The organism is Streptomyces sp. NPDC060184, assembly GCF_042728795.1.
In the GTDB taxonomy this organism is placed as follows: Bacteria; Actinomycetota; Actinomycetes; order Streptomycetales; family Streptomycetaceae; genus Streptomyces.
In genome coordinates, this window is the sequence record NZ_JBHWYX010000035.1 from 64,762 (window position 1) to 85,694 (window position 20,933).

Sequence of the window (20,933 nt, forward strand, 5' to 3'; positions counted from 1 at the left end):
ACCGCCCGCGTCCCGGGCGGAATCCGGGGCGCGGGCGCGAACGGCCGATGCCGCCGGGAGGTCCGGTGGTCCGCATCCGTCGCAACAGACGGAGCCGAGCCCGGCACCGGTACGTGCCCGCGCCCGGCCCCCGCAGGAGAGGCCCTCGCCAGTCATGACCGTACGCCGCAGCGCAGCCGCGCTCGCGACCACCGCCGTGCTCCTGGCGTCCGCCGCCCCGGCGGCACTGGCGGACTCGTCCAGCCCGTCGCCCTCCGCCTCCCCCTCGGTGCCCGCCGACCCGCACGCCGGGCTCTACGGCACCTCGGACCCGACGTACGACGGGGTCTGGCGCCAGTCGCTGGCCTTCCTGGCCCAGAAGGTCGAGTACGTCACCCCGTCCGTGGAGGCGGTGAACTGGCTGAAGCTCCAGCAGTGCGACAGCGGCGCCTTCGCCGCGTACCGCGACTTCCACCAGCCGTGCGACGCCAAGACGATGACGGACACCAACTCCACCGCCGCCGCCGTGCAGGCGCTCGCCGAGCTGACCGGCGAGAAGACGGCCGTGGCGAACGGCATCGACTGGCTGGCGTCCGTGCAGAACGACGACGGCGGCTGGGGCTACACCCCCGGCAGCCCCAGCGACGCGAACTCGACCGCGGTGGTCGTCGGCGCCTTCGCCCGCGCGGGCAAGAAGCTGACCGACGTGACCTCGTCCACCGGGCACACCCCGTACGACGTGCTGCGCGGGCTCGCGCTGCCGTGCGGCGGCGAGGACGGCGGCGCGTTCGCCTACCAGCCCGACAAGAAGGGCACGCTGACCGCCAACGCGGACGCCACGGCCGCGGCCGTGCTCGGCACCATGGGCAAGGGCCTCGCGGCCGGCAGCTACAACCCGGGCAAGGCCCCCGTCTGCACGCCCGGCACCGGCCTCACCGCCGAGCAGGTCGCCCAGAACGGCGCGCACTGGCTGACCGCCGCGCTCGCCGGCTCCGGCCACCTCGACCAGGCGCCCATGCCGGGCGCGGAGACCACCGACCCGCAGCCCGACTTCGGCAACACCGCCGACGCCGTCGTGGCGCTCGCCGCCTCCGGCCACCAGGACAAGGCCGCGACCGCCGTCACCTGGCTGGAGAAGAACTCCGCCGCCTGGGCGAAGCAGTCCGGCCCCGCCGCGTACGCGCAGCTGATCCTCGCGGCGCACGCGACCGGCACCGACGCCCGCGACTTCGGCGGCGCCGACCTCGTCGCCCAGCTCAACGCGACCGGCCCGGCGCCCGCCGCGACCGCGGCGCCCTCCCCGACCCCGACCGGCGCGCAGCCCGCCGCCACCTCCACCGGCAGCTCCGGCTTCAGCGTCTGGTGGCTGATCGGGGTGGGCCTGGCCGTCGGCGCGGGCATCGGCTTCCTGCTCAGCAACCGGGGCAAGGACAAGGGCGGCCGGTGACCGCGCCCGCGTTCCGGAACACGCCCGGCGGGGTTCTCCGCCGGGCGGCGGCGCTCGTGGCGCTGACGGCGCTCGCGGCGGTCGTGACGCTCTGCGTCGCGGGCACCGCGCAGGCCGCCGGATACCGTTATTGGTCCTTCTGGGAGGGCGACGGCTCACGGTGGGCGTACGCCACCCAGGGGCCGTCCCTGGTCCGCCCCGAGGACGGGGCGGTGCAGGGCTTCCGGTTCGCGGTGAGCGAGGACTCCGGCGACGCGGCCCGGCCGCGCCGCGCCCCCGACTTCGCCGCCGTCTGCGGGGACACCCCCGCGAAGGACGGCAGCAAGCGCGTCGCGCTGGTCATCGACCCCGGCACGGCGGCCGACGCCCCCGCGGGCGAGCAGCCGCCCGCGCTCCGTACCGCCTGCGCGCGGGTCGCCCCGGACGCGAGCACCGCCGAGGCGCTGGCCTCGGTCGCGAAGCCGCTGCGGTACGACAGCGCGGCGCTGCTCTGCGCCATCTCGGGCTATCCGGAGACCGGCTGCGGCGAGCAGATCTCGGGCGACACCTCGTCCGCGCCCACCGGGACGGCGTCCGCCGCGAGCTCCCCGGCCGCCTCGTCCGCGACGTCGGGCGACGCCGCCGGAGGTGACGGCGGTGGTCCCTCCGTCGGCGTGCTCGCCGGTGTCGGTGCCGTCGTGGTCCTCGGCGCCGCCGCCGTCCTCCAGGCACGCCGCCGGCGATGAGCCGCCTTCGATGAGCCGTCGATGAGCCGCCTTCCCGCCGCGACGGGCCGCGTGCGCGGCCTGCGCGCGCCCGGGGCGCACCGGAGCAACGCGCTGCCCGCCGGCGCGTGGTGGCTGTGGGCGCTGGGCCTGGCGACCGCCGCGTCCCGCACCACCAACCCGCTGCTGCTCGGGCTGCTGGTGGGGGTGGCCGGTTATGTGGTGGCCGCGCGGCGTACGGACGCGCCGTGGGCCCGTTCGTACGGGGCGTTCGTCAAGCTGGGCCTCTTCGTCGTCGGGGTGCGGCTCGTCTTCTCGGCGTTCCTGGGGTCGTCGATCCCGGGCACGCACACCCTGGTCACGCTCCCCGAGGTGCCGCTGCCCGAATGGGCCGAGGGCGTCCGGATCGGCGGCCGGGTGACCGCGGAACAGCTCCTCTTCGCGCTGTACGACGGTGCGCGGATGGCCGCCCTGCTGATCTGTGTCGGCGCGGCCAACTCCCTCGCCAGTCCCGCCCGGTTGCTGAAGTCACTGCCGGGCGCGCTGTACGAGGCGGGGGTGGCGGTCGTCGTCGCCATGACGTTCGCCCCGAACATGGTCGCCGACGTGGCGCGGCTGCGGACCGCCCGGCGGCTGCGGGGCCGTCCCACCGGCGGCATCCGGGCGGTCGCCCAGATCGGCCTGCCGGTGCTGGAGGGCGCGCTGGAGCGGTCGGTCGCGGTGGCCGCCTCGATGGACGCGCGGGGGTACGGGCGGACCGCCCGGGTGCCCGCCCGGGTCCGGCACACCACCAACGTCCTGACCCTCGGCGGCCTGCTGGGGGTGTGCGCCGGCACGTACGGGCTGCTCGCCGCCGAGGGCGCGGTCTACGGGCTGCCGCTGCTGGTGGGCGGGCTCGTCGCGGCGACGGCCGGGCTGCGCCTCGGCGGCCGTCGCTCGGTGCGCACCCGGTACCGGCCCGACCGGTGGGGCGTACGGGCGTGGCTGGTGGCGGGGTCGGGCGTGCTGGTGGCCGCGGCGATGATCCGGGCGGGTTCGGTGGACCCGGCGGCGCTGCGGCCCGGCGTCGTCCCGCCGGCCCCGCCCGTGCTGCCGCTGTGGCCCGCCGCGGGCATCCTGATCGGGCTGCTGCCCGCGTTCGCCGCCCCCGTGCCGCCGCGTCCGGCCGTCGCGCCGCCGTATCCGGCCGTCGTGCCGCCGCGTCCGGCTGTCGTGCCGCCGTATCCGAAGGAGGACCAGTGATCCGGTTCGAGCAGGTCTCCCTGCGGTACGAAGGTGCGGCCGAGCCCACCCTGTCGGGCGTCGATCTGACCGTGCCCGAGGGCGAGTTGGTGCTGCTCGTCGGCCCGTCCGGGGTCGGCAAGTCGACGCTGCTCGGCGCGGTGCCGGGGCTGGTGCCGCACTTCACCGGCGGGACGCTGAGCGGCCGGGTCACCGTCGACGGGCGGGACACGCGCACCCACAAACCACGTGAACTCGCCGATCTGGTGGGCACGGTGGGCCAGGACCCCGCCGCGCACTTCGTCACGGACACCGTGGAGGACGAACTCGCTTACGGCATGGAGTCGTTGGGGCTCGCCCCGGACGTGATGCGCCGCCGGGTGGAGGAGACCCTCGACCTGCTGGGGCTCGCGGAGCTGCGGGACCGGCCGATCGCCACGCTCTCCGGCGGACAGCGGCAGCGGGTCGCGATCGGCTCGGTGCTGACCCCGCACCCGAAGGTGCTGGTGCTCGACGAGCCGACGTCCGCGCTGGACCCGGCGGCGGCCGAGGAGGTCCTCGCGGTGCTCCAGCGCCTCGTGCACGACCTGGGTACGACCGTGCTGATGGCCGAACACCGGCTGGAGCGCGTGGTGCAGTACGCGGACCGGGTCGTGCTGCTGCCCGCCCCCGGCGCCGCCCCGGTCGTCGGCGCGCCCGGGGAGATCATGGCCGTCTCGCCGGTCCGGCCGCCCGTCGCCGAACTGGGGCTGCTGGCGGGCTGGGACCCGCTGCCGCTCTCCGTACGGGACGCCCGGCGGCGGGCGGCCGGGCTGCGGGAGCGGCTGGCCGACCGGTCGCCCGCCGCGGCGCCGCCGTCCACGCCCCCCGCGGGCCCCGCGCGGGGCCCGTCCCCCGTACGTCTCGCGCCCGGCGCGCACGGCGCATCCGACACCATTGCCGGTGCCCCCGCTCCGGCCCTCGCTCCGGCGCCCGCTCCGCGCACCGGCCTCTTCGGCCTCCGGCGCGCACCCCGGGCGCGTACCACCGGCCCCGCGACCGGCCCCGCAGCCGCTTTCGGCCCCACCGCTCCGCTGGCGCGGGCCGAGGGGCTCGGGGTGCGGCGCGGCCGGGTGGAGGCGCTGCGCGCGGTGACCCTGGACGTCCGGGCCGGGGAGACCGTGGCCCTGATGGGCCGCAACGGCGCCGGGAAGTCCACCCTGCTCGGGGCGCTCGTCGGCATGGTTTCGCCGACCGCCGGACGGGTCCGCGTGGGCGGTCTGGAGCCGTCGCGCACCGACCCGCGCACCATGGTGCGCCGGGTCGGGCTGGTGCCGCAGGAGCCCCGCGACCTGCTGTACGCGGAGACGGTGGCCGCCGAGTGCGCGGCGGCCGACGCCGACGCGGGTGCCCCGGCGGGCAGCTGCCGGGCCCTCGTCTCCCGCCTGCTGCCCGGAGTGCCGGACGGCACCCACCCCCGCGACCTCTCCGAGGGCCAGCGGCTGACCCTGGCGCTGGCGCTCGTGCTGACCGCCCGGCCGCCGCTGATCCTGCTGGACGAGCCGACCCGGGGCCTCGACTACGCGGCGAAGGCCCGACTGGTCGGCGTGTTGCGCGGCCTGGCGGCCGAGGGGCACGGAATCGTGCTGGCCACCCACGACGTGGAGCTGGCGGCGGAACTGGCGGACCGGGTGGTGATCCTGGCCGGCGGGGAGGTCGTCGCGGACGGCCCGACCCGGCAGGTGGTGGTCTCCTCCCCCGCGTACGCCCCGCAGACCGCGAAGATCCTCGCCCCGCAGGAGTGGCTCACCGTGAACCAGGTCCGCGCGGCCCTGGAGGCCGGCGCATGACCGGCACCGCGCGCCTCGACGGCACCGCACTCCCCGAAGGCTCCGCGACCGGCGGGCGGCGGGTCCGTCCGGTCCGGCTCGGTCCGCGTGCGGTCGTGGCGCTGGTGCTGGTCAGCGCGGTGGGGGTGGCGGCCTTCGGCTGGCCGCTGCTCGCCGGGCCCGCCTTCGGCACCGCCCACGCGCAGGACGGGCCGTGGCTGTTCGGCGCGCTGCTGCCGCTGCTGGTGGCGGTGGCCGTGGCGACGATCGCGGACGCCGGGCTGGACGCGAAGGCCGTCGCGATGCTGGGCGTGCTCGCGGCGGTCGGCGCCGCCCTGCGCCCGCTGGGGGCGGGGACGGCGGGGCTGGAACCGATGTTCTTCCTGATGGTGCTCAGCGGGCGGGTGCTCGGGCCCGGCTTCGGCTTCGTGCTGGGCGCGGTCACGATGTTCGCGTCGGCGCTGCTCACCGGCGGGGTGGGGCCGTGGATGCCGTTCCAGATGCTGTCGATGGCCTGGTTCACCATGGGCGCGGGCCTGCTGCCGGGGCCGGAGCGGCTGCGCGGCCGGGCGGAGACCGCGATGCTCGCGGCGTACGGCGCGGTGGCCTCCCTCCTCTACGGCACGGTGATGAACCTCTACGGCTGGACGATCGTGCCAGGGCTGGGCTCGGGCATCTCCTTCGTGGCGGGCGACCCGGTGCACGAGAACCTGGTCCGCTTCCTGGCGTACTGCCTGACCACCTCGCTCGGCTGGGACCTGGGCCGGGCGGCGCTGACCGTGGTGCTGACGCTCGCCGTGGGGCCGGTCCTCCTGAGGGCGCTCCGCCGGGCGACCCGGCGCGCGTCCTTCGAGGCCCAGGTCACATTCGAGGGTCCCGGCGGCGTGAGGACACCCACAGGCACTTGGTCCTCCCCCAAGCCGGATAGTAGCGACACCGATGGATGAGCCGCCCTTTTCACACCATCGCTGACCTGCCACGACTCCTCTTTGTCCGCGTTCGGGACCTTGGGCCCGGGGTCCGACCCGGGGTCGTACGGCCGCCGTCGGGAGGGCATTGCCAGCGCCGGACGCCGGGGCTAACCATGGTTCTCGTCGCCGAACACCTCGGTGGCCCGGTCGGCCGTCATCAGGTCACCAGGGCCCAGGTGGGGACGCCCGGATCATTCACCACAGAACCGGCCCGCGACGCCACCTGCCCCCGACGTTAGGTTTCTTCGTGTCGTTCGCCCGTCGTTTCCTCGCCCAGCCCCGCATCGCAGGCCGCAAGACCGTCCTCGCCGGCGCCGCCGTACTCCTCGGTGGCAGTGGCCTGGCCCTCGGCGCCGGTACGGCGTCCGCCGCCACGCCCACCGCGACGACCGCAGCCGCGAGCGCGCAGGCCACGGCGAAGCAGATGATCGGTGACAGCGCCCAGTTCCAGTGCTTCAGCAACATCGTGTCGCACGAGAGCGGCTGGAACCCGAGCGCCACCAACGCTTCCTCCGGCGCGTACGGCCTGGTCCAGGCCCTGCCCGCCTCCAAGATGGCCTCCGCCGGTTCCGACTGGCAGACCAACCCCGCCACGCAGATCAAGTGGGGCCTCAACTACATGAACGAGCGCTACGGCAGCCCGTGCGGCGCCTGGGACTTCTGGCAGGCCAATAGCTGGTACTGAGCCGGCCCGCGCAGCAGCCCGCAGGACGAAGCCCGGGCCGGGACCTCTTCACCGAGGTCCCGGCCCGGGCTTCGCCGTGTCCGCCCGCACCGGGCCCTCACGGTCCGGTCCGCCTGCGCGGAGCCCCGCCGAGGAGCGCCACCGCGCAGGCCGCGACGGAGAGCAGACCGCCGACGAGGAAGGCGCCCCGCACGTCGGCGAGTGACAGGACCAGTCCGCCGAGGGCGGCGCCCGCCGCGATACCGGCGTTGTAGGCACCCGAGTTCGCCGCGAGCGCGAGGTCCGTGCGCCCCGGGGCGCAGTGCAGCATCGCGTTCTGCGTGGTCATGAACACCGGGCCGAGCGCCCCGCCCATCAGCACCAGGAACACCACCGCCGCCACCGGCTCGGTCCCGGCCGCGCAGAGGCCGAGCATCCCCACGGCCTGCGTGGACACGGCGGCGAACAGCGCGGCATGGGGGAAGCGGTCCAGCAGCGCCCCGGTGACGCTCACCCCGGCCAGGCACGCCACGCCGAACGCCGTGATCAGGACGCCGACGGTGCCGGGCGCGAAGCCGCTCACGTCCCCCAGGAACTTCACGACGTACGTGAATCCCGCGAACGCCCCGGTGGCGGCGAGGGCCCCGGTCACCAGGACGACCACGAACCGGCGGACGTCGGGACGGGTCCCGCGGGCGGCGGGCTCGTCCTCGGGACGCGAGGTCGGCAGCAGGACCGCGATCGTCACCAGGGAGACGGTTCCGGCGGCGGCGAGCAGGACGACCGGCACCTGCCAGCCGCTCTGCCGGCCCAGCCAGGAACCGGCGGGCACACCGAGCACGAGGGCGAGCGAGCCGGCCACGGAGAGCGCCCCGATCACCCGGCCGCGGACTCCGGCCGGGAAGAGACCCACCGCGACCGGCCCCATCACCGCCCAGAACAGCGCCTGGGCGAGCGCGGTCACCAGCCGGGCCCCGAGGAGCACCCCGTAGGACGGGGCCGACGCGGCGGCGAGGCTGGAGACGACGAGCGCGGCCAGCAGCCCCGTGAGCACATGGCGTCGGGGCACCGCCCGCACGGCGTGGGCGAGTGGCAGGGACCCGACGGCCACGGTCACGCCGTACCCGGTGATCAGCAGCCCGACCGCCTGCACCGACACCCGCAGGTCCCCGGCGATGACCTCCAGGAGGCCGACGGGCAGGTTCTCCGCCGTGTTGAAGGTGAAGGCGGCCAGCATGAGGGCCGCGAGCACCGCCAGGGGGCGTGCCGGGTGTCGGGTCGTCCGCCCGGCGGGCGGGACGTTCGCAACACGCCGTGGTCCACGCGTCGGCCCTGCCCGGCGCGCCGGTCCCGCGATTCCGTCCATGGAGGCAGCCCATCGGGCTCGCCGGTCCGGCGCAACCCGGTTTCCGGCCGCGTACGCTCCCGTGCGGCCCTGCGCGCTCCGGCTCCCCCCCTCATCACGCCCGGGGCCGTACCGGCTCACTCGCGGGCCGCGCCCGCCGCCCCGCCTCCCGAGCGTCCAGCACTGCCCGCGCTGCCCGCCAGTGGCCGGGCGTCCGCCGGGGGTCTGCCCCCGCTCCCCGCCACCGGCCCGCGGTCGCGGTCGTCGTCCGGGCTCCGCAGTCGGCGCGGTCCGGCCAGCGCCCAGGTCAGCAGGAAGCCGAGCGAGACGACCAGGGCGCCGCCCGCCGCGTCGAGGATCCAGTGGTTGCCGGTGCCCACGATGGCGCAGATGGTGAAGAACGGGTGGAGCAGCCCCAGCGGCTTCATCCAGACCTTCGGGGCGAGGATCAGGATCATCAGCCCGCACCAGAGCGACCAGCCGAAGTGCAGCGACGGCATGGCCGCGTACTGGTTGGTGACCGAGGTCAGCGTCCCGTAGTCGGGCTTGGAGAAGTCCTGGACGCCGTGCACGGTGTCGATGAACCCGAGGCCGGGCATGAGCCGCGGCGGGGCCAGCGGGTAGAGCCAGAAGCCGACCAGGGCGAGGAGGGTCGCGAAGCCGATGGTGGAGCGGGCCCAGCGGTAGTCGGCGGGGCGGCGCACGTAGAGCACGCCGAGGATGGTCAGCGGGATGATGAAGTGGAACGTCGAGTAGTAGTAGTCGAAGAAGTCCCGCATCCAGCCGATTCCGGCGACCTTGTGGTTGAACCAGTGCTCGACGTCGATGTGCAGCCACCGCTCCAGCGAGTGGATCTGCCGGCCGTGCTTCTCCGCCGTGGGGCGGCCCGCCGTCGCGGCGAGCCGGACCTTGGCGTACGCGGAGTAGACGACCCGGATGAGCAGGAGCTCCAGCAGCAGGTTGGGGCGGGTCAGCACCCGGCGCCAGAACGGCAGCAGCGGCACCCGGCTCCAGCGCGCCGGTACCGGCCGGGCGTAGTCGGTGGGGACCGGCACCGACCAGTAGGGCGAGGTGCGCGGCAGGAACGGCACGGCGCAGGCCGCGGCGAGCGCGGTGAGCAGCAGCACGTTGTCGCGCACCGGGTGGAGCACCCCGACGTTCGGCAGCAGCATGGTGCCGGGCAGGGTGAGGACGAGGACCACCACGGCGGGCCAGACCAGCCGGTCCGAGGCCCGCTTCCCGACCCGGCCGACCACCGCGAGCAGCACCCAGAGCAGCTGGTGCTGCCAGGTGGTCGGGGAGACGACGACGGCCACGCAGCCGGTCACCGAGACGGCGAGGAGGAACTGCCCGTCCCGGGCGTACCGGGCGGCGCGGCGCAGTCCGAGCACGGCGACGGCGACGGCCAGGACCAGCAGGACGGTGATCTCCAGCGGACCGTGGAGGCCGAGGCGGAGCAGCGCACCGTGCAGCGACTGGTTGGCGAGGCCGTCCGGGCGCTCACCGAGCCCGGCTCCGGCGACGTGGTGGATCCAGTACGTCCAGGAGTCGTGCGGCAGCGCGGCCCAGGCGACGGCGGTGAGCGCGACGAAGGTGGCGCCGCCCGTCAGGGCGGCGCGGCGGCGTCCGGTCAGCCAGAGGAGGACCGCGAAGAGCAGCACGGGCGGCTGGAGCGCCGCCGCGATCCCGACCAGCAGGCCCTGGGCCCGGTGGTCGCGGACGGTGAGGCAGCCGACGAGGACCAGCAGCACCGGCAGGATGCTGGTCTGCCCGAGGTGCAGCGCGTTGCGCACCGGCAGCGACACCATGAGCAGGGTGATGGCGGCCGGGGCGGCGAACAACGCGGTGCGGCGGCCCACCGGGGAGGGCAGCGCGCGGGCGGCGACCAGGCCGAGCGCGACGACGAGCAGCAGGGAGACGGTGGTCCAGGCGATCCCGAGGGCTTCCTCCGCCGACGCGCCGAGCGGCTTCAGGACGAGCCCCGCGAACGGTGTGCCGGTGAACCGGTCCGGGTCGTAGAGCGAGCCCTTGACGCGCAGGACGCCGTTCTCCCCGATCCAGGTCTCCAGATCGGTCAGCCGCTCACCCGGCGGCTGTCTGAGTACCACCGTCATCTGGCGTACGGCGAGAGCGGCGACGACCAGCCAGAGCACGATCCGGACCGTCCCGGTCCTCGTCTCCGCGTCCGTCGCCACGCTCCCGCGCACGCCGTGTTCCGCATGTGTCACGCTGCGCCGACCCTCCCACCGCTTCTGGCACATTCCCGTGGATACGGGTCGTGCCCATGAAGCCTCGCATTGCCCCTGGGGGTAGACACCATCAACCCCCACTTCGCCTGACCGTCACGTCGTTTTGCCCAAAAGAATGCCAGCCGCGTCACGCGGGCCCCCGGATTCCCCCCTGCCCCGGGCGTCCCGGCGCCGGGGGGAAATTCGCTTCCCTCCCGATCGTTGCGGTGATCGGATCGGCCCATGACCTGGACTTTGACCCCGGAGCGCTTCGACACGCCGGACGCGGCGCGCCTGCTGCGGGACTACTACGACGAACTCGCCAGCCGCTACTGGAAGCGGCGGGCGACCGAGGCGGAGATCGACGAAGGGCTGACGGACGACGGCGCCGACCGCCTCGCCCCACCCACCGGCCGGCTCCTGGTGGGGCGGTGGGCGGGCGAGCCGGCGAGCTGCGTCGGGGTGTTCCTGGACCCGGCGACGGCCGTCGCGGAGCTGACCCGGGTCTACGTGCGCCCCGCGTTCCGGCGCACCGGGGGCGGCGGGCTGCTGGTGGCGGCGGCCGAGGAGGTGGCGCGCGGGGCGGGGATGCGGGTGCTCCGGCTCGACACCCGGAGCGATCTGGTGGAGGCGCGGGGGCTGTACGCGAAGCACGGGTTCCGGGAGATCCCGGCGTACAACGACGGCCCGTACGCCGACCACTGGTTCGCCAAGGAGCTGTGAGGTTCCCCGAGGGGCTCCCGTCCGGATCGGGGTCCCGCCGTCGTCAGAGCCCGGGGCGGTGCGGTTCCGGGCCGCCCGGGTGGCGCGGTTCGGCCGCGTGGTCGCGGGGTGCCTCGGGCAGGTGGGGCTGCTCCTTCCTGGAGCCGCTGACCTCGGCGGTCAGCTCGGAGACCAGGGCGACCAGATCGGTCGGGCGGTCCGGGCCCCACCAGTCGCCCAGCATCTCGGCGAGCGAGTCCTCCCGGGCCCGGGAGAGCCGTACGACGGCCTCCGCGCCCGGTTCGGTGAGCACCAGCTGCACGCCTTCGCGGCGCGCGAGCCCGCGTCCCTCCAGCTGCCGGGAGGCGTCGATGATGACCTTCAGCGGCAGCGGGGTGACGTCGGCGAGCCGGGCGGGCTCGACCGCCCCGTGCCGCTTGATGCGCAGCAGCAGCCAGCTGGCGGCGGGCAGCAGGTCGTATCCGGCGCGGGCGGTGATCTTCTCGTAGATCTCGCGCCGCCCCTCGCGGGTGGCGAGGACGGAGAGGGCGCGGGCGCACTCGTCGTAGGAGGAGCGCTGGACCGGGTTGGAGGCCAGGGTCTCGGTGGTGTCGGGTGCGGTGACCGAGCCGCGCAGCTTGTCCTCCTTGAGGAACCACGCGACGACGAAGGCGATCAGCACGACCGGGGCCGCGTAGAGGAACACGTCGGTGATGGAGGTCGCGAACGCGTCGAGGACGGAGGGGCGCAGGTCGGCGGGGAGCTGCCCGATGCCACGGGGGTCGGCGGCCAGGCGTCCGGGGTCGACGCCCGGCGGCAGCGGCCTGCCGCTGAGCGCGTCGGCGAGCCGGTCGTTGAGCAGGCTGGTGAAGATGGTGCCGAAGATGGCGACCCCGAAGGAGGCGCCGATGGACCGGAAGAACGTGGCGCCGGAGGTGGCGACGCCCAGGTCCTCGTAGGGGACGGCGTTCTGCACGACCAGCACGAGGACCTGCATCACCAGGCCGAGCCCGGCGCCGAAGACGAAGAAGTAGGCGCTCATCTCCCAGGTCGAGCTGTTCACGTCGAGCCGGTGCAGGAGCAGCAGGCCGATCGCGGTGACAGCCGTGCCGACGAGCGGGAACACCTTCCAGCGGCCGGTACGGCTGACGATCTGGCCGGAGCCGGTCGAGGTGAGCAGCAGCCCCAGCACCATCGGCAGCATGTGCACGCCTGACATGGTCGGCGTGATGCCCTGCACGACCTGGAGGAACGTCGGCAGGTAGGTCATCGCGCCGAACATGGCGAAGCCGATGACGAAGCTGATGAGGGCGACGAGGCTGAAGGTCCTGATACGGAAGAGCTTCAGCGGCAGGACGGGTTCGGCGGCGCGCCGCTCGACGGCCACGAAGACGATCAGGAGCACCACCGCGAGGACGGAGAGTCCGATGATCTGTGCGGAGCCCCAGTCCCAGGTGGTGCCGCCCAGGGAGGCCACCAGGACCAGGCAGGTCGCCATCGCGGCGATGAGGAAGGTGCCGAGGTAGTCGATGGTGTGCTTGGTCCGCCTGACCGGGATGTGCAGGACGGCGGCGATGACGATCAGCGCGACCGCGCCGACCGGGAGGTTGATGTAGAAGACCCAGCGCCAGGAGAGGTGCTGGGTGAAGAGGCCGCCCAGCAGCGGGCCGAGGACGCTGGTCACGCCGAACACGGCCCCGAAGAGGCCCTGGTACTTGCCGCGCTCCCGGGGCGGCACGATGTCGCCGACGATGGCCATCGAGAGCACCATCAGCCCGCCGCCGCCGAGGCCCTGGAGCGCGCGGAACCCGATCAGCTGCGGCATGTTCTGCGCGAGGCCGCAGAGCGCCGAGCCGATCAGGAAGATGACGATGGCGGTCTGGAAGAGTTTTTTACGTCCGTACTGGTCGCCCAGCTTGCCCCAGAGCGGGGTGGCCGCCGTCGCCGCCAGCATGTAGGCGGTGACCACCCACGAGAGGTGCTCCAGGCCTCCGAGGTCGCTGACGATCGTGGGAAGCGCCGTGGACACGATCGTCTGGTCGAGCGCCGCGAGCAGCATGCCGAGCAGCAGTGCGCCGATGGCCACCAGAATCGTCCGCGTGGACCGTACCTCCCCGGGCGCGAGCGGCGGACTCGACTGCTGGGCCATGGGCGTCTCCTCGGATCTCCGGGTACACACCATCCTTACCTCTATGTCCGCTTATGGCCTGCTGAGCGGTGACACCGCGTCGAACGCACGCTCGGCGACCTGCATAATCCAAGACAATTCAAGGGGAGGGGACCCACGATGACGGGACAGACGTGCCCGAACTGCGGCGGACTGCTCGACAGCAGACCGCCGGCACCCGGGCCGGGCGCCACGCCGGTCTGCGGTTGCGCCGCCGCGGGCGCGGGAGCGGCACCGGCCGGGGCGGGGACCGGCGGGAACGCCGCCGGGGACACCGGCGGGAAGCCCGGTGTCGCCGCCGAGGTGGCAGCCGCCGAGGACTTCGACCCGCTGCGGATCAGGCCGTACGTGACGCTGCCGAACTCCGAGGAGGAGGGGGCGAAGCGGGGCGAGGGCGCGACGGCCGGTGGGGCCGTGGTGGCCGGTGGGGCCGTGGCCGACGGCGCCGAGGCACCTCTCGCGGGAAGTACGGGAGATACGGACAGCGGGGGCGGTACGGAAGATACGGGCGCCCCCGCCCAGGCCCCCGCGCCTGCGCCCGCCCCCGAGCCCGCCGACTCGACGATGCGGCTGCCCGTGGTGCCTCCGGCCGAGCGCGCCGAGCGCGGGACGAACCGGCCCGCCGGGCCGATGCCCCCGGCCGCGCCGATGCCGATACCGGGGTCCGCGCCCGGGGGCGGTGGGGCCGGGGCGCCGAAGCCCGACCCCGTCCAGCCCCGCCGCAAGAGCCCGTTCGTCGCGCTGGGCGTGGCGGCGGCCGTCGTCGCGATGATCGGGACCGCCTCGGTCCTCGGCGGCGTCTTCGACGGGGACGAGGCCGCCCGGCAGGAGAGCCTGCCCGAGACCACGACGAGCGTTCCGGACGCGACCGCGGAGGCGACGGACGCCCCGGCGAGCCCGACCGCCTCCGCGTCGGCCTCCGCGACGGCCTCGCCCTCCGCCTCGGCGGCCTCCGCCTCCCCGTCCGCCTCGGCTTCGGCCTCTCCCTCGGCCACCGGGGCGAGCGCGGCGCCGACCGCTTCCGCCGGGATGCCGTCGCCCACGCCGAGCAATCCGACCTCCGCCCCGCCGGTCGACGCCTCGCCCCCGGCCACGACCGCACCGCCGGCGGGCGTCGCCGCCGCCACCTTGCAGCGCGGCGACTACGGACCGGAGGTCGCCGAGCTGCAGACCCGGCTCCGGCAGGCGCACCTCTTCTACGGCTCGATCGACTCCAACTACACGGACCGGGTCGAGAGGGCCGTGTCGATGTACCAGTCGATCCACCACATCCAGGGCGACCCCTCGGGCGTGTACGGGCCCAACACCCGGAGCGCGCTGGAGGCGGCGACGAGCGGGGAGAGCAAGCACTGACCCGACCGGGTGGCGGCCCGGCCCGGAGGGATTGGCGTTCCGGAGCAGCTTTTTGTATCGTGATGGAACAAAGTGGCTTCGCCCGCACTCCCTGACCGGCGGGCGGGGCTGCTCTTGTTCTTCGTGCGCCGCACGTCCTCGCGCCCGTGGCGCACGCGTCCCCTACGCACTTCGTGCTCTGGAGCTCGCTCATGCCGGCCACCGTCCTCGCAGCCAACGCCGTCCTCCTCGACATGGACGGAACCCTGGTCAACTCCGACGCGGTCGTGGAGCGCTGCTGGCGCCGCTGGGCCGTGGAGCACGGGCTGGACCCGGAGGCCACGATCAAGGTGGTGCACGGGCGGCAGGGGTACGCCACGATGGCGATCCTCCTCCCGGACCGCCCCATGGAGCAGAACCACGCGGACAATCGCGTGATGCTGGCCGAGGAGACCGCCGACATCGACGGCGTCGTGCCGGTCGGCGGAGCCCCGGCATTCATGGCCGCACTCGCGGACCTGCCGCACGCCCTGGTGACCTCGGCGGACGCGGCTCTCGCCGGAACCCGGATGGCGGCGGCCGAGCTGCCGATGCCCGTGGTCCGCGTCACCGCCGAGTGCGTCGGCGCCAGCAAGCCGGACCCGGAGGGCTTCCTCAAGGGCGCCGCCGAGCTCGGCTTCGCCCCCGCCGACTGCGTCGTGTTCGAGGACTCCGAGGCGGGCATCGCCGCCGGCCACGCGGCCGGCATGCGCGTCGTGGGTGTGGGCCCGCGCGCGGCGGCCCTCTCCCCGGACGCCCACGTCGACGACCTGACCCAGGTCCGGGTGGAGGCCCTGGCCGACGGCTCGTTGAAGCTGCACATCCGCGAAGGCCGCTGACCCACCGGGGCGCACACCCGAAGGACACGGCCCCGCGCGCGTACGCCCCACCCACCCGCCACACCCGAAGCCCGCCGGGCGCCCATGGCCCCGGCGGGCTTCGGCGTACCCGGCCACGCGACGCTCCCCCCTCCCCCACCGGGCGCCAACCCGCCCTCCCCGAGCACCAACTCACCCTCACGGGCGGCCTGTCGAACGACAGAGCCCCTTGTTCGACCTCTTGATGTGACGTGCTCATGTCGTCACGCTGTTACCTGGTGCCCACCCCACAGAAACCTGGCACCGCGACGATGACCGGGCTCCAACCCGAGCAGCCCGGTCAACGCACCCCCACATCAGAGGAGTTCGCATGTCAAGGTTCTACGCGCGTCGCATAGCCGTCGTCGCCGCCTCCGCCGCGCTCGCCGCCGCCACCGGGCTGCTCACCGCGCCGTCCGCCCAGGCCGCGATGCCGACCCCGGTCAGCGCCGCCACCGCCCGCACCTACCTCGGCCAGCTGACGGTCGCGGCGGCGGGCACCACGAGCGGTTACAGCCGCGACCTGTTCCCGCACTGGATCACCCAGTCCGGCGCCTGCGACACCCGCGAGACCGTGCTGAAGCGCGACGGAAGCGGAGTCGTCACGAACACCAGCTGTTCGGCCACGAGCGGCAGTTGGTACTCCCAGTACGACGGTGCGACCTGGACCGCCGCCTCCGACCTCGACATCGACCACATGGTCCCGCTGGCCGAGGCCTGGCGTTCGGGCGCCAACGCCTGGACGACCGCACAGCGCCAGGCGTTCGCCAACGACCTGACGCGCCCCCAGCTGATCGCCGTGACGGACAACGTCAACCAGTCCAAGGGCGACAAGGACCCCGCCAGCTGGCTCCCGTCCCGCGCCGCCTACGTCTGCACCTATGTGCGGGCCTGGGTGCAGGTGAAGTACTACTACAAGCTGACCGTCGACTCCGCGGAGAAGACCGCGCTGACGACGACCCTCAACGGCTGCTGAAGCGCGTTGGGGAGGTAGCGCCGACCGTCTGGAGGGCGGGTCCCGCGGCGTCCGGTGCGCGCGACCGCACGGCGGAGGGTCACCCCGGTACTGGACGTACCGGGGCGATCCCGGCAACGCGGCGAGCGTGCGCGCCGGGCGTCGCAGGACAGCCGGGACTGGGGAAACGGCAAGATCCGGAGCCCCGGGTAGCGGCGTCCCGCTGGAAACAACCATGAAACGCTCACGGGCCGAGAGCTTGCGGTCCCTTTTCGATCACCCCCCGGAATCCCCCCTTCCGGGGTCCCGCACCACCCCTGGGTTGCACCAGTCGCACGGCCTCCTTCCCATGGAGAACGACGGCGAGGCGTCGGCCGTCTTCTGCTGGGTGTTCCTCCTGCCGGCCTTCACCGGCCCCGGTGCGGCGGCGGCCGACCGGCTGCTGCGGCGCGGGCCGGACCACCCCGCCGACGCACCGGGATCGCCCGGCCGGTCCGCCGCCCTGAGCGCCTGACCCGGGCGCCCGTCCGGGCCTTGGCCCAGGAGCCCGGATCCGCCGTGTCCCCGGCGGGTCCGGGCTCCCGTGCGCGTGCCCGCACCGGCCCCGGCCGGAGCCCGCCCGACAGTGCGCGTGAGCTGCACAACACCGCCCTCCCCCGACGACGTACGGGTGAACCGCAGGCGTACGCTGTACAGCTGACCCTGCCGCTCCTGCCGCTCCCCTGCGACGTCGCGGCGTTGATACGAACCGGGGAGTAGGACGTGTTTGAGAGTGTGGGTGCGCTGACAAGCAGCCCATGGGTCTACCTCGTGGTGGGCCTCTCGGTGCTCCTGGACGTGTTCCTCCCCGTCCTCCCCAGCGGCGTCCTGGTGATCACCGCGGCCACCGCGGCTGCCGCGGGTTCGACCACGGTCGCGGGTGCCCCCGGCGCGGCGACCCACGCGGCGCCGTCCCTGCTCTTCCTCGCGCTGAGCGCGGCAGCCGCGTCCGTCCTCGGCGACCTGGTCGCGTACCGCCTCGCCTGGCGCGGCGGCGAGCGGCTGGACCGCGCCATCGCCCGGTCCCGGCGCCTCACCTCGGCGCAGGAACGTCTGGGCGCGGCGCTCAGCCGCGGCGGCGGCGCGCTCGTCGTGATCGCGCGCTTCGCCCCGGCGGGCCGGTCCGTGGTCTCGCTCGGCGCGGGCGCGGCGCACCGCAAGGTGAAGGAGTTCCTGCCCTGGTCGGCGGTGGCGGGGGTCGCCTGGGCCGGTTACAGCGTCGGACTGGGTTACTTCGGCGGCCAGTGGCTGGGCGCCACCTGGTTCGGCACGGCCATCTCCGTACTCGCGCTCTTCGTCGCGGGCGGCCTGGCGGCGTTCGTGATGCGCCGCCCGGCGGCTGCGGCCCAGCAGGCGCTGGCCGAGGCGGCTGCCTCGGCCGCCCAGGCCCCGGCCGGCCTCACCCCGGCCCCCTGAGCGACCGACCTCTGAGCAACCGCTTCTTGCGCAACCGCTTCTTGCGCGACCGCCTCCTGAGCGACTCCGGCCATGATCCGCCGGACCCCACCTGAGCGCCCTCAGCCGTGCGCGGCCGTGTGGGCGCCCCGCACCTCCAAGCCGTCGAGAAGCCGGTGCGTGGCGGCCGTGATCTCCTCCACGGCCCGGTCGAACACCTCCTGGTTGTGCGCGGCGGGGGCACGGAAGCCGGACACCTTGCGGACGAACTGCAGGGCGGCGGCTCTCATGTCCTCTTCGGTGGCCTCCTCGGGGAGGGCCGGCGGTCGGAGCGTCTTGATACTGCGGCACATGACTCCAGTGTGACCCCCACCACTGACATCCGGCCCGTGTCCCGGAGGCAAGCCGTCCCACGAGGGCACTGGACCCTGTGGGAAAAGCCCTCCGACCGGCGGGACAGCCCTCAGATCACCGCGCCCTGCCGGTCCGTGCACAGGGCCCAGATGACCACCGCGTCGATGGCGATGGAGATGAGGGCGGTGATGGGCGCGTAGGGCAGCCAGAGGAAGTTCGCGATCAGGTTGAGGGCGGCGAGCGCCACACCCGCCCCGCGCGCCCAGCCCGCGCCCTTGAGGATGAACCAGCCGACGATGACGAGGATCACCCCGAGCGCCAGGTGGATCCAGCCCCACGCGGTCAGGTCGAACTTGAAGACGTAGTGGTTGATGCGCGCGAACACGTCGTCGGTGGCGATGCCCGAGACGCCCTTGAGGATGCCGAGCACGCCGTCCACGAGCAGCAGTACGCCCGCGAACATCGTCCCCGCCGCCGCCCAGTGCCCGCCCGGCTGCGGGCTCTTCCCGCCGCCGCCCGGTGTACGGCCGGGCCCGCCGGTGTGCCCAGGTCCCCCCGTCCCGTCCGTCGTCTCCCGCGGTCCTCCGGGGGTGGATGCCGACTGCGTCATGGACACTCCTTCGTGCGACGGAACGCGGTGGACGTACGGAAACGGAAGCCGCACCGCGGTACGGGATCAGCGGGGTGGAGGGAGAGAACGAGAGGACAGCGACCCGGGCGTCCGGGTCAGGGTGTGGCGACGACGGTGACGACGTGCCCCTGCGCGTCCACGGTCAGAACGGCCCGCTCGACCTTGTTGACCAGGGCCAGCACCAGCCAGACCGGGCCCCAGAGGAAGCAGGTGAACACCGTCAGGAAGGCGTGCAGCACGTGGTTGACGGGCTGCCCGCGCACCAGGACGGCCTGCGCGCCGGAGCGCGATTCCACCCGCCATCCGTCGGCGATCCGCTGCGTGACGGCCCAGTCGAGGATGAGGCTGCGCTGCGTGTCGTCCGGCGGGGTGGCATGCGGGGTGTAGTAGCCGGGAGGCGGCTCGATCGACGTGCGCGCCCGCGGGGTGCGGTGGGGCTTCACGGGCTCACCTCCAGGTGTCGAGGTCTCCGCCTCGCCACTCGATCAGGTCGGGCTGATCAAGGTCGGCTCCCTCCCCGTCGGGTACGAGTCCCGCCGTACGGAGAAGTGCGGCCACCTCTCCCCGGCCGTGGGCCAGCCCCACGATCCGCCCGTGCACCGTCACCCTCCGCGCGCCGTTCGACGACGGCGGGAAGACGATCACGGGCGGGTGTACAGCCATGCGTCTACGGTGCCCCGCACCCGCCGAGTGCGCATCCCGGCGGCGACCGGTCCCCCGCCTCGAACGCCGCGTACCGCGCTGTTCACCGTACGGTCACGGCTCCATCACCAGCGGAAGATACGGCTCCGGGCGCCCGGCGCCCCGGCTACGTTCGGACCTCCACCGACCGTCCGCGCACTCGTCCGAGGGGTCCGTCCTACCGTCACCGCCCGCCCGGAGCCCGCCCCGACGGTCACCGAGACGTTGCGCGTCACGGTCGCCCCCGAACCGGAACCGAAACCCGAACCCGCGCACGCCGACGACACCCGCGACGACGCCTCCAACGGAAGCGCGGAGAACGGCACTTCGCGTACGTCGGACAGGCCGCACACGTCGGGTTCGGGAGGGGCCGGGGCCCACGACGGCACCAGTGCCGACGACGCACCCGCGGGGACCGCCACCTCCTACGCCAACTGCACGGCCGTCCGGGCCGCCGGGGCCGCCCCCATCCACCGGGGAGAACCCGGCTTCGGCGCCCACCTGGACCGCGACGGCGACGGGGTCGCCTGCGAGTAGGCGGGGACGCGAGGGGGGCGGTTCGGACCGCCTGCGAGTGGGCGGTCCCCCGAGACGGCGGTTCGGACCGGCCCTCGACGGGGAGGCGGCAGGACCGGGACGGCGGAGGCGCCCCCGGTCAGGCCGCCTCCGGTCAGGCCGCCTCCGCCATGTCGGCGTGCATCGCGGACGCCCATTCGACCAGCAGACGCTGATAGGTCGCCTCGCCCTCCGGCGACAGTCGTCCGCCCGAACACTGCCACAGTGCGCGGATGTCCGCGTTCACCGCGTCAGGTGAGCGCACGGGAGCAGTCGCCGGAGGAAAAGTGGACATGCGTACAGATTACGGCGCCGAACTGACAACGGTGTCCACGGCATCGAGCGCCAATGTCCACGGAAACTCCTCGGGTCTTCCCTCGCCCGGCCGGTTCGGCTCGAACCCGCCGGGCCCGAAGAGCACGTTCACGCCCGCCTCGCGGAGCGTCTCCAAAGACCTCCTGAACTGCGGATGTCGCACGTAGGCGGCATTTGCGCACGGCATGGCCACGATCGGTATGTCCTTGCCGGTGCCCTCGGCGACCACGCCGACGACGAAGGTCGAAGTGATGCCGAGCGCCCATTGGTTGAGCGTGTTGAAGGTCGCCGGCGCGACGAGAATCACATCCGCCGGGGGCCAGACGTCCGGATCACCGGGCATCTTGTAGTCGGATCGCACCGGGTGTCCGGTCGCCTCCTCCAGCGCGGGCAGTTGGGGCGCCAGCCACCGCGCCGCCGTCGGCGTGAGGCCGAGACAGACGTCCCAGCCGCGCGCCTGCGCCTTTCTCACTACACGTAATACGTCGAACACCGGAGGGGCAGCAGAACAGAACACGTAAAGAGTCGTCATGCAGGCCATACC

General features: G+C 74.1%; 22 protein-coding genes. 13 read left to right on the top strand and 9 right to left on the bottom strand.

Translation table 11 applies throughout. The features are described 5' to 3' along the window. The first annotated feature begins 154 nt into the window (after window positions 1-154). The 6 genes from ACFWEE_RS22820 (at window position 155) to ACFWEE_RS22845 (ending at window position 6,815) form a co-directional block, all read left to right on the top strand. A complete protein-coding gene (locus ACFWEE_RS22820) occupies window positions 155-1,426 on the top strand; it encodes a prenyltransferase/squalene oxidase repeat-containing protein (RefSeq protein ID WP_386891623.1) in 1,272 nt (423 codons plus the stop codon). After that, window positions 1,423-2,151 (top strand): SCO2322 family protein, encoded by a 729-nt coding sequence (locus ACFWEE_RS22825; protein ID WP_386891624.1) that lies wholly within the window; start codon window positions 1,423-1,425, stop codon window positions 2,149-2,151. The genes ACFWEE_RS22820 and ACFWEE_RS22825 overlap by 4 nt, the downstream gene beginning before the upstream one ends. Window positions 2,152-2,172: 21 nt before the next feature. Then, window positions 2,173-3,372, top strand: coding sequence for an energy-coupling factor transporter transmembrane protein EcfT (locus ACFWEE_RS22830; protein ID WP_386891625.1), 1,200 nt, complete (start codon window positions 2,173-2,175; stop codon window positions 3,370-3,372). Continuing rightward, window positions 3,369-5,180: an ABC transporter ATP-binding protein gene (locus ACFWEE_RS22835; protein ID WP_386891626.1), complete on the top strand. Its 1,812-nt coding sequence runs from the start codon at window positions 3,369-3,371 to the stop codon at window positions 5,178-5,180. Before ACFWEE_RS22830 ends, ACFWEE_RS22835 begins: the two co-directional genes overlap by 4 nt. Continuing rightward, window positions 5,177-6,106 (top strand): ECF transporter S component, encoded by a 930-nt coding sequence (locus ACFWEE_RS22840; protein WP_386891627.1) that lies wholly within the window; start codon window positions 5,177-5,179, stop codon window positions 6,104-6,106. The genes ACFWEE_RS22835 and ACFWEE_RS22840 overlap by 4 nt, the downstream gene beginning before the upstream one ends. A 271-nt stretch (window positions 6,107-6,377) precedes the next feature. Further along, the gene (locus ACFWEE_RS22845; RefSeq protein ID WP_386891629.1) at window positions 6,378-6,815 is read left to right on the top strand and encodes a transglycosylase SLT domain-containing protein; all 438 of its coding nucleotides are present in this window, start codon (window positions 6,378-6,380) and stop codon (window positions 6,813-6,815) included. Between the two features lie 97 nt (window positions 6,816-6,912). On the opposite strand, the gene ACFWEE_RS22850 is transcribed toward ACFWEE_RS22845, so the two are convergent. Together ACFWEE_RS22850 and ACFWEE_RS22855 are read right to left on the bottom strand one after the other, a co-directional pair. Next, on the bottom strand, window positions 6,913-8,031 hold the full coding sequence (locus ACFWEE_RS22850) for an MFS transporter (protein ID WP_386891678.1): 1,119 nt from the start codon (window positions 8,029-8,031) through the stop codon (window positions 6,913-6,915). A gap of 245 nt (window positions 8,032-8,276) precedes the next feature. Beyond that, window positions 8,277-10,400, bottom strand: a complete 2,124-nt coding sequence (locus ACFWEE_RS22855) for a bifunctional glycosyltransferase 87/phosphatase PAP2 family protein (protein WP_386891631.1) — start codon at window positions 10,398-10,400, stop codon at window positions 8,277-8,279. A gap of 210 nt (window positions 10,401-10,610) precedes the next feature. On the opposite strand from ACFWEE_RS22855, the gene ACFWEE_RS22860 reads away from it, so the two are divergent. Beyond that, a complete protein-coding gene (locus tag ACFWEE_RS22860; protein WP_386891633.1) occupies window positions 10,611-11,090 on the top strand; it encodes a GNAT family N-acetyltransferase in 480 nt (159 codons plus the stop codon). A gap of 43 nt (window positions 11,091-11,133) precedes the next feature. Here the strand turns inward: ACFWEE_RS22860 and ACFWEE_RS22865 are convergent, their stop codons facing one another. Continuing rightward, entirely contained in the window at window positions 11,134-13,218 is a 2,085-nt protein-coding gene (locus ACFWEE_RS22865) for a DHA2 family efflux MFS transporter permease subunit (RefSeq protein WP_386891634.1), read from the bottom strand. Window positions 13,219-13,356: 138 nt separating this feature from the next. Between ACFWEE_RS22865 and ACFWEE_RS22870 the strand changes: the two genes are divergently transcribed. The 5 genes from ACFWEE_RS22870 (at window position 13,357) to ACFWEE_RS22890 (ending at window position 17,874) form a co-directional block, all read left to right on the top strand. Then, window positions 13,357-14,589: a peptidoglycan-binding protein gene (locus tag ACFWEE_RS22870; RefSeq protein ID WP_386891635.1), complete on the top strand. Its 1,233-nt coding sequence runs from the start codon at window positions 13,357-13,359 to the stop codon at window positions 14,587-14,589. 191 nt (window positions 14,590-14,780) lie between these two features. Next, window positions 14,781-15,446 carry an HAD-IA family hydrolase gene (locus ACFWEE_RS22875; protein WP_386891636.1) on the top strand — a complete coding sequence of 222 codons (666 nt, stop codon included), beginning with the start codon at window positions 14,781-14,783 and terminating at the stop codon, window positions 15,444-15,446. A 349-nt stretch (window positions 15,447-15,795) separates the two neighbouring features. Beyond that, the gene (locus ACFWEE_RS22880) at window positions 15,796-16,440 is read left to right on the top strand and encodes an HNH endonuclease family protein (RefSeq protein ID WP_386891638.1); all 645 of its coding nucleotides are present in this window, start codon (window positions 15,796-15,798) and stop codon (window positions 16,438-16,440) included. Window positions 16,441-16,768: 328 nt separating this feature from the next. After that, the gene (locus ACFWEE_RS22885) at window positions 16,769-16,933 is read left to right on the top strand and encodes a hypothetical protein (protein ID WP_386891640.1); all 165 of its coding nucleotides are present in this window, start codon (window positions 16,769-16,771) and stop codon (window positions 16,931-16,933) included. 248 nt (window positions 16,934-17,181) lie between these two features. After that, window positions 17,182-17,874, top strand: coding sequence for a DedA family protein (locus ACFWEE_RS22890; RefSeq protein WP_386891641.1), 693 nt, complete (start codon window positions 17,182-17,184; stop codon window positions 17,872-17,874). 101 nt (window positions 17,875-17,975) lie between these two features. Here the strand turns inward: ACFWEE_RS22890 and ACFWEE_RS22895 are convergent, their stop codons facing one another. The 4 genes from ACFWEE_RS22895 to ACFWEE_RS22910 all read right to left on the bottom strand — a co-directional run bounded on the left by ACFWEE_RS22895 (window position 17,976) and on the right by ACFWEE_RS22910 (window position 19,501). Further along, window positions 17,976-18,206, bottom strand: a complete 231-nt coding sequence (locus tag ACFWEE_RS22895) for a DUF2277 domain-containing protein (RefSeq protein ID WP_327175540.1) — start codon at window positions 18,204-18,206, stop codon at window positions 17,976-17,978. A gap of 110 nt (window positions 18,207-18,316) precedes the next feature. Then, entirely contained in the window at window positions 18,317-18,817 is a 501-nt protein-coding gene (locus ACFWEE_RS22900; protein WP_386891643.1) for a hypothetical protein, read from the bottom strand. 116 nt (window positions 18,818-18,933) lie between these two features. Next, window positions 18,934-19,281 carry a hypothetical protein gene (locus ACFWEE_RS22905; protein ID WP_386891644.1) on the bottom strand — a complete coding sequence of 116 codons (348 nt, stop codon included), beginning with the start codon at window positions 19,279-19,281 and terminating at the stop codon, window positions 18,934-18,936. Window positions 19,282-19,285: 4 nt separating this feature from the next. Further along, complete coding sequence (locus ACFWEE_RS22910) at window positions 19,286-19,501, bottom strand: hypothetical protein (RefSeq protein WP_266703803.1); 216 nt, start codon at window positions 19,499-19,501, stop codon at window positions 19,286-19,288. 243 nt (window positions 19,502-19,744) lie between these two features. Between ACFWEE_RS22910 and ACFWEE_RS22915 the strand changes: the two genes are divergently transcribed. Beyond that, complete coding sequence (locus ACFWEE_RS22915) at window positions 19,745-20,056, top strand: excalibur calcium-binding domain-containing protein (protein WP_386891646.1); 312 nt, start codon at window positions 19,745-19,747, stop codon at window positions 20,054-20,056. Between the two features lie 133 nt (window positions 20,057-20,189). Here the strand turns inward: ACFWEE_RS22915 and ACFWEE_RS22920 are convergent, their stop codons facing one another. Next, window positions 20,190-20,369, bottom strand: a complete 180-nt coding sequence (locus ACFWEE_RS22920; protein WP_386891648.1) for a hypothetical protein — start codon at window positions 20,367-20,369, stop codon at window positions 20,190-20,192. A 9-nt stretch (window positions 20,370-20,378) separates the two neighbouring features. Further along, window positions 20,379-20,930, bottom strand: a complete 552-nt coding sequence (locus tag ACFWEE_RS22925; RefSeq protein ID WP_386891650.1) for a flavoprotein — start codon at window positions 20,928-20,930, stop codon at window positions 20,379-20,381. Window positions 20,931-20,933 lie beyond the last annotated feature (3 nt).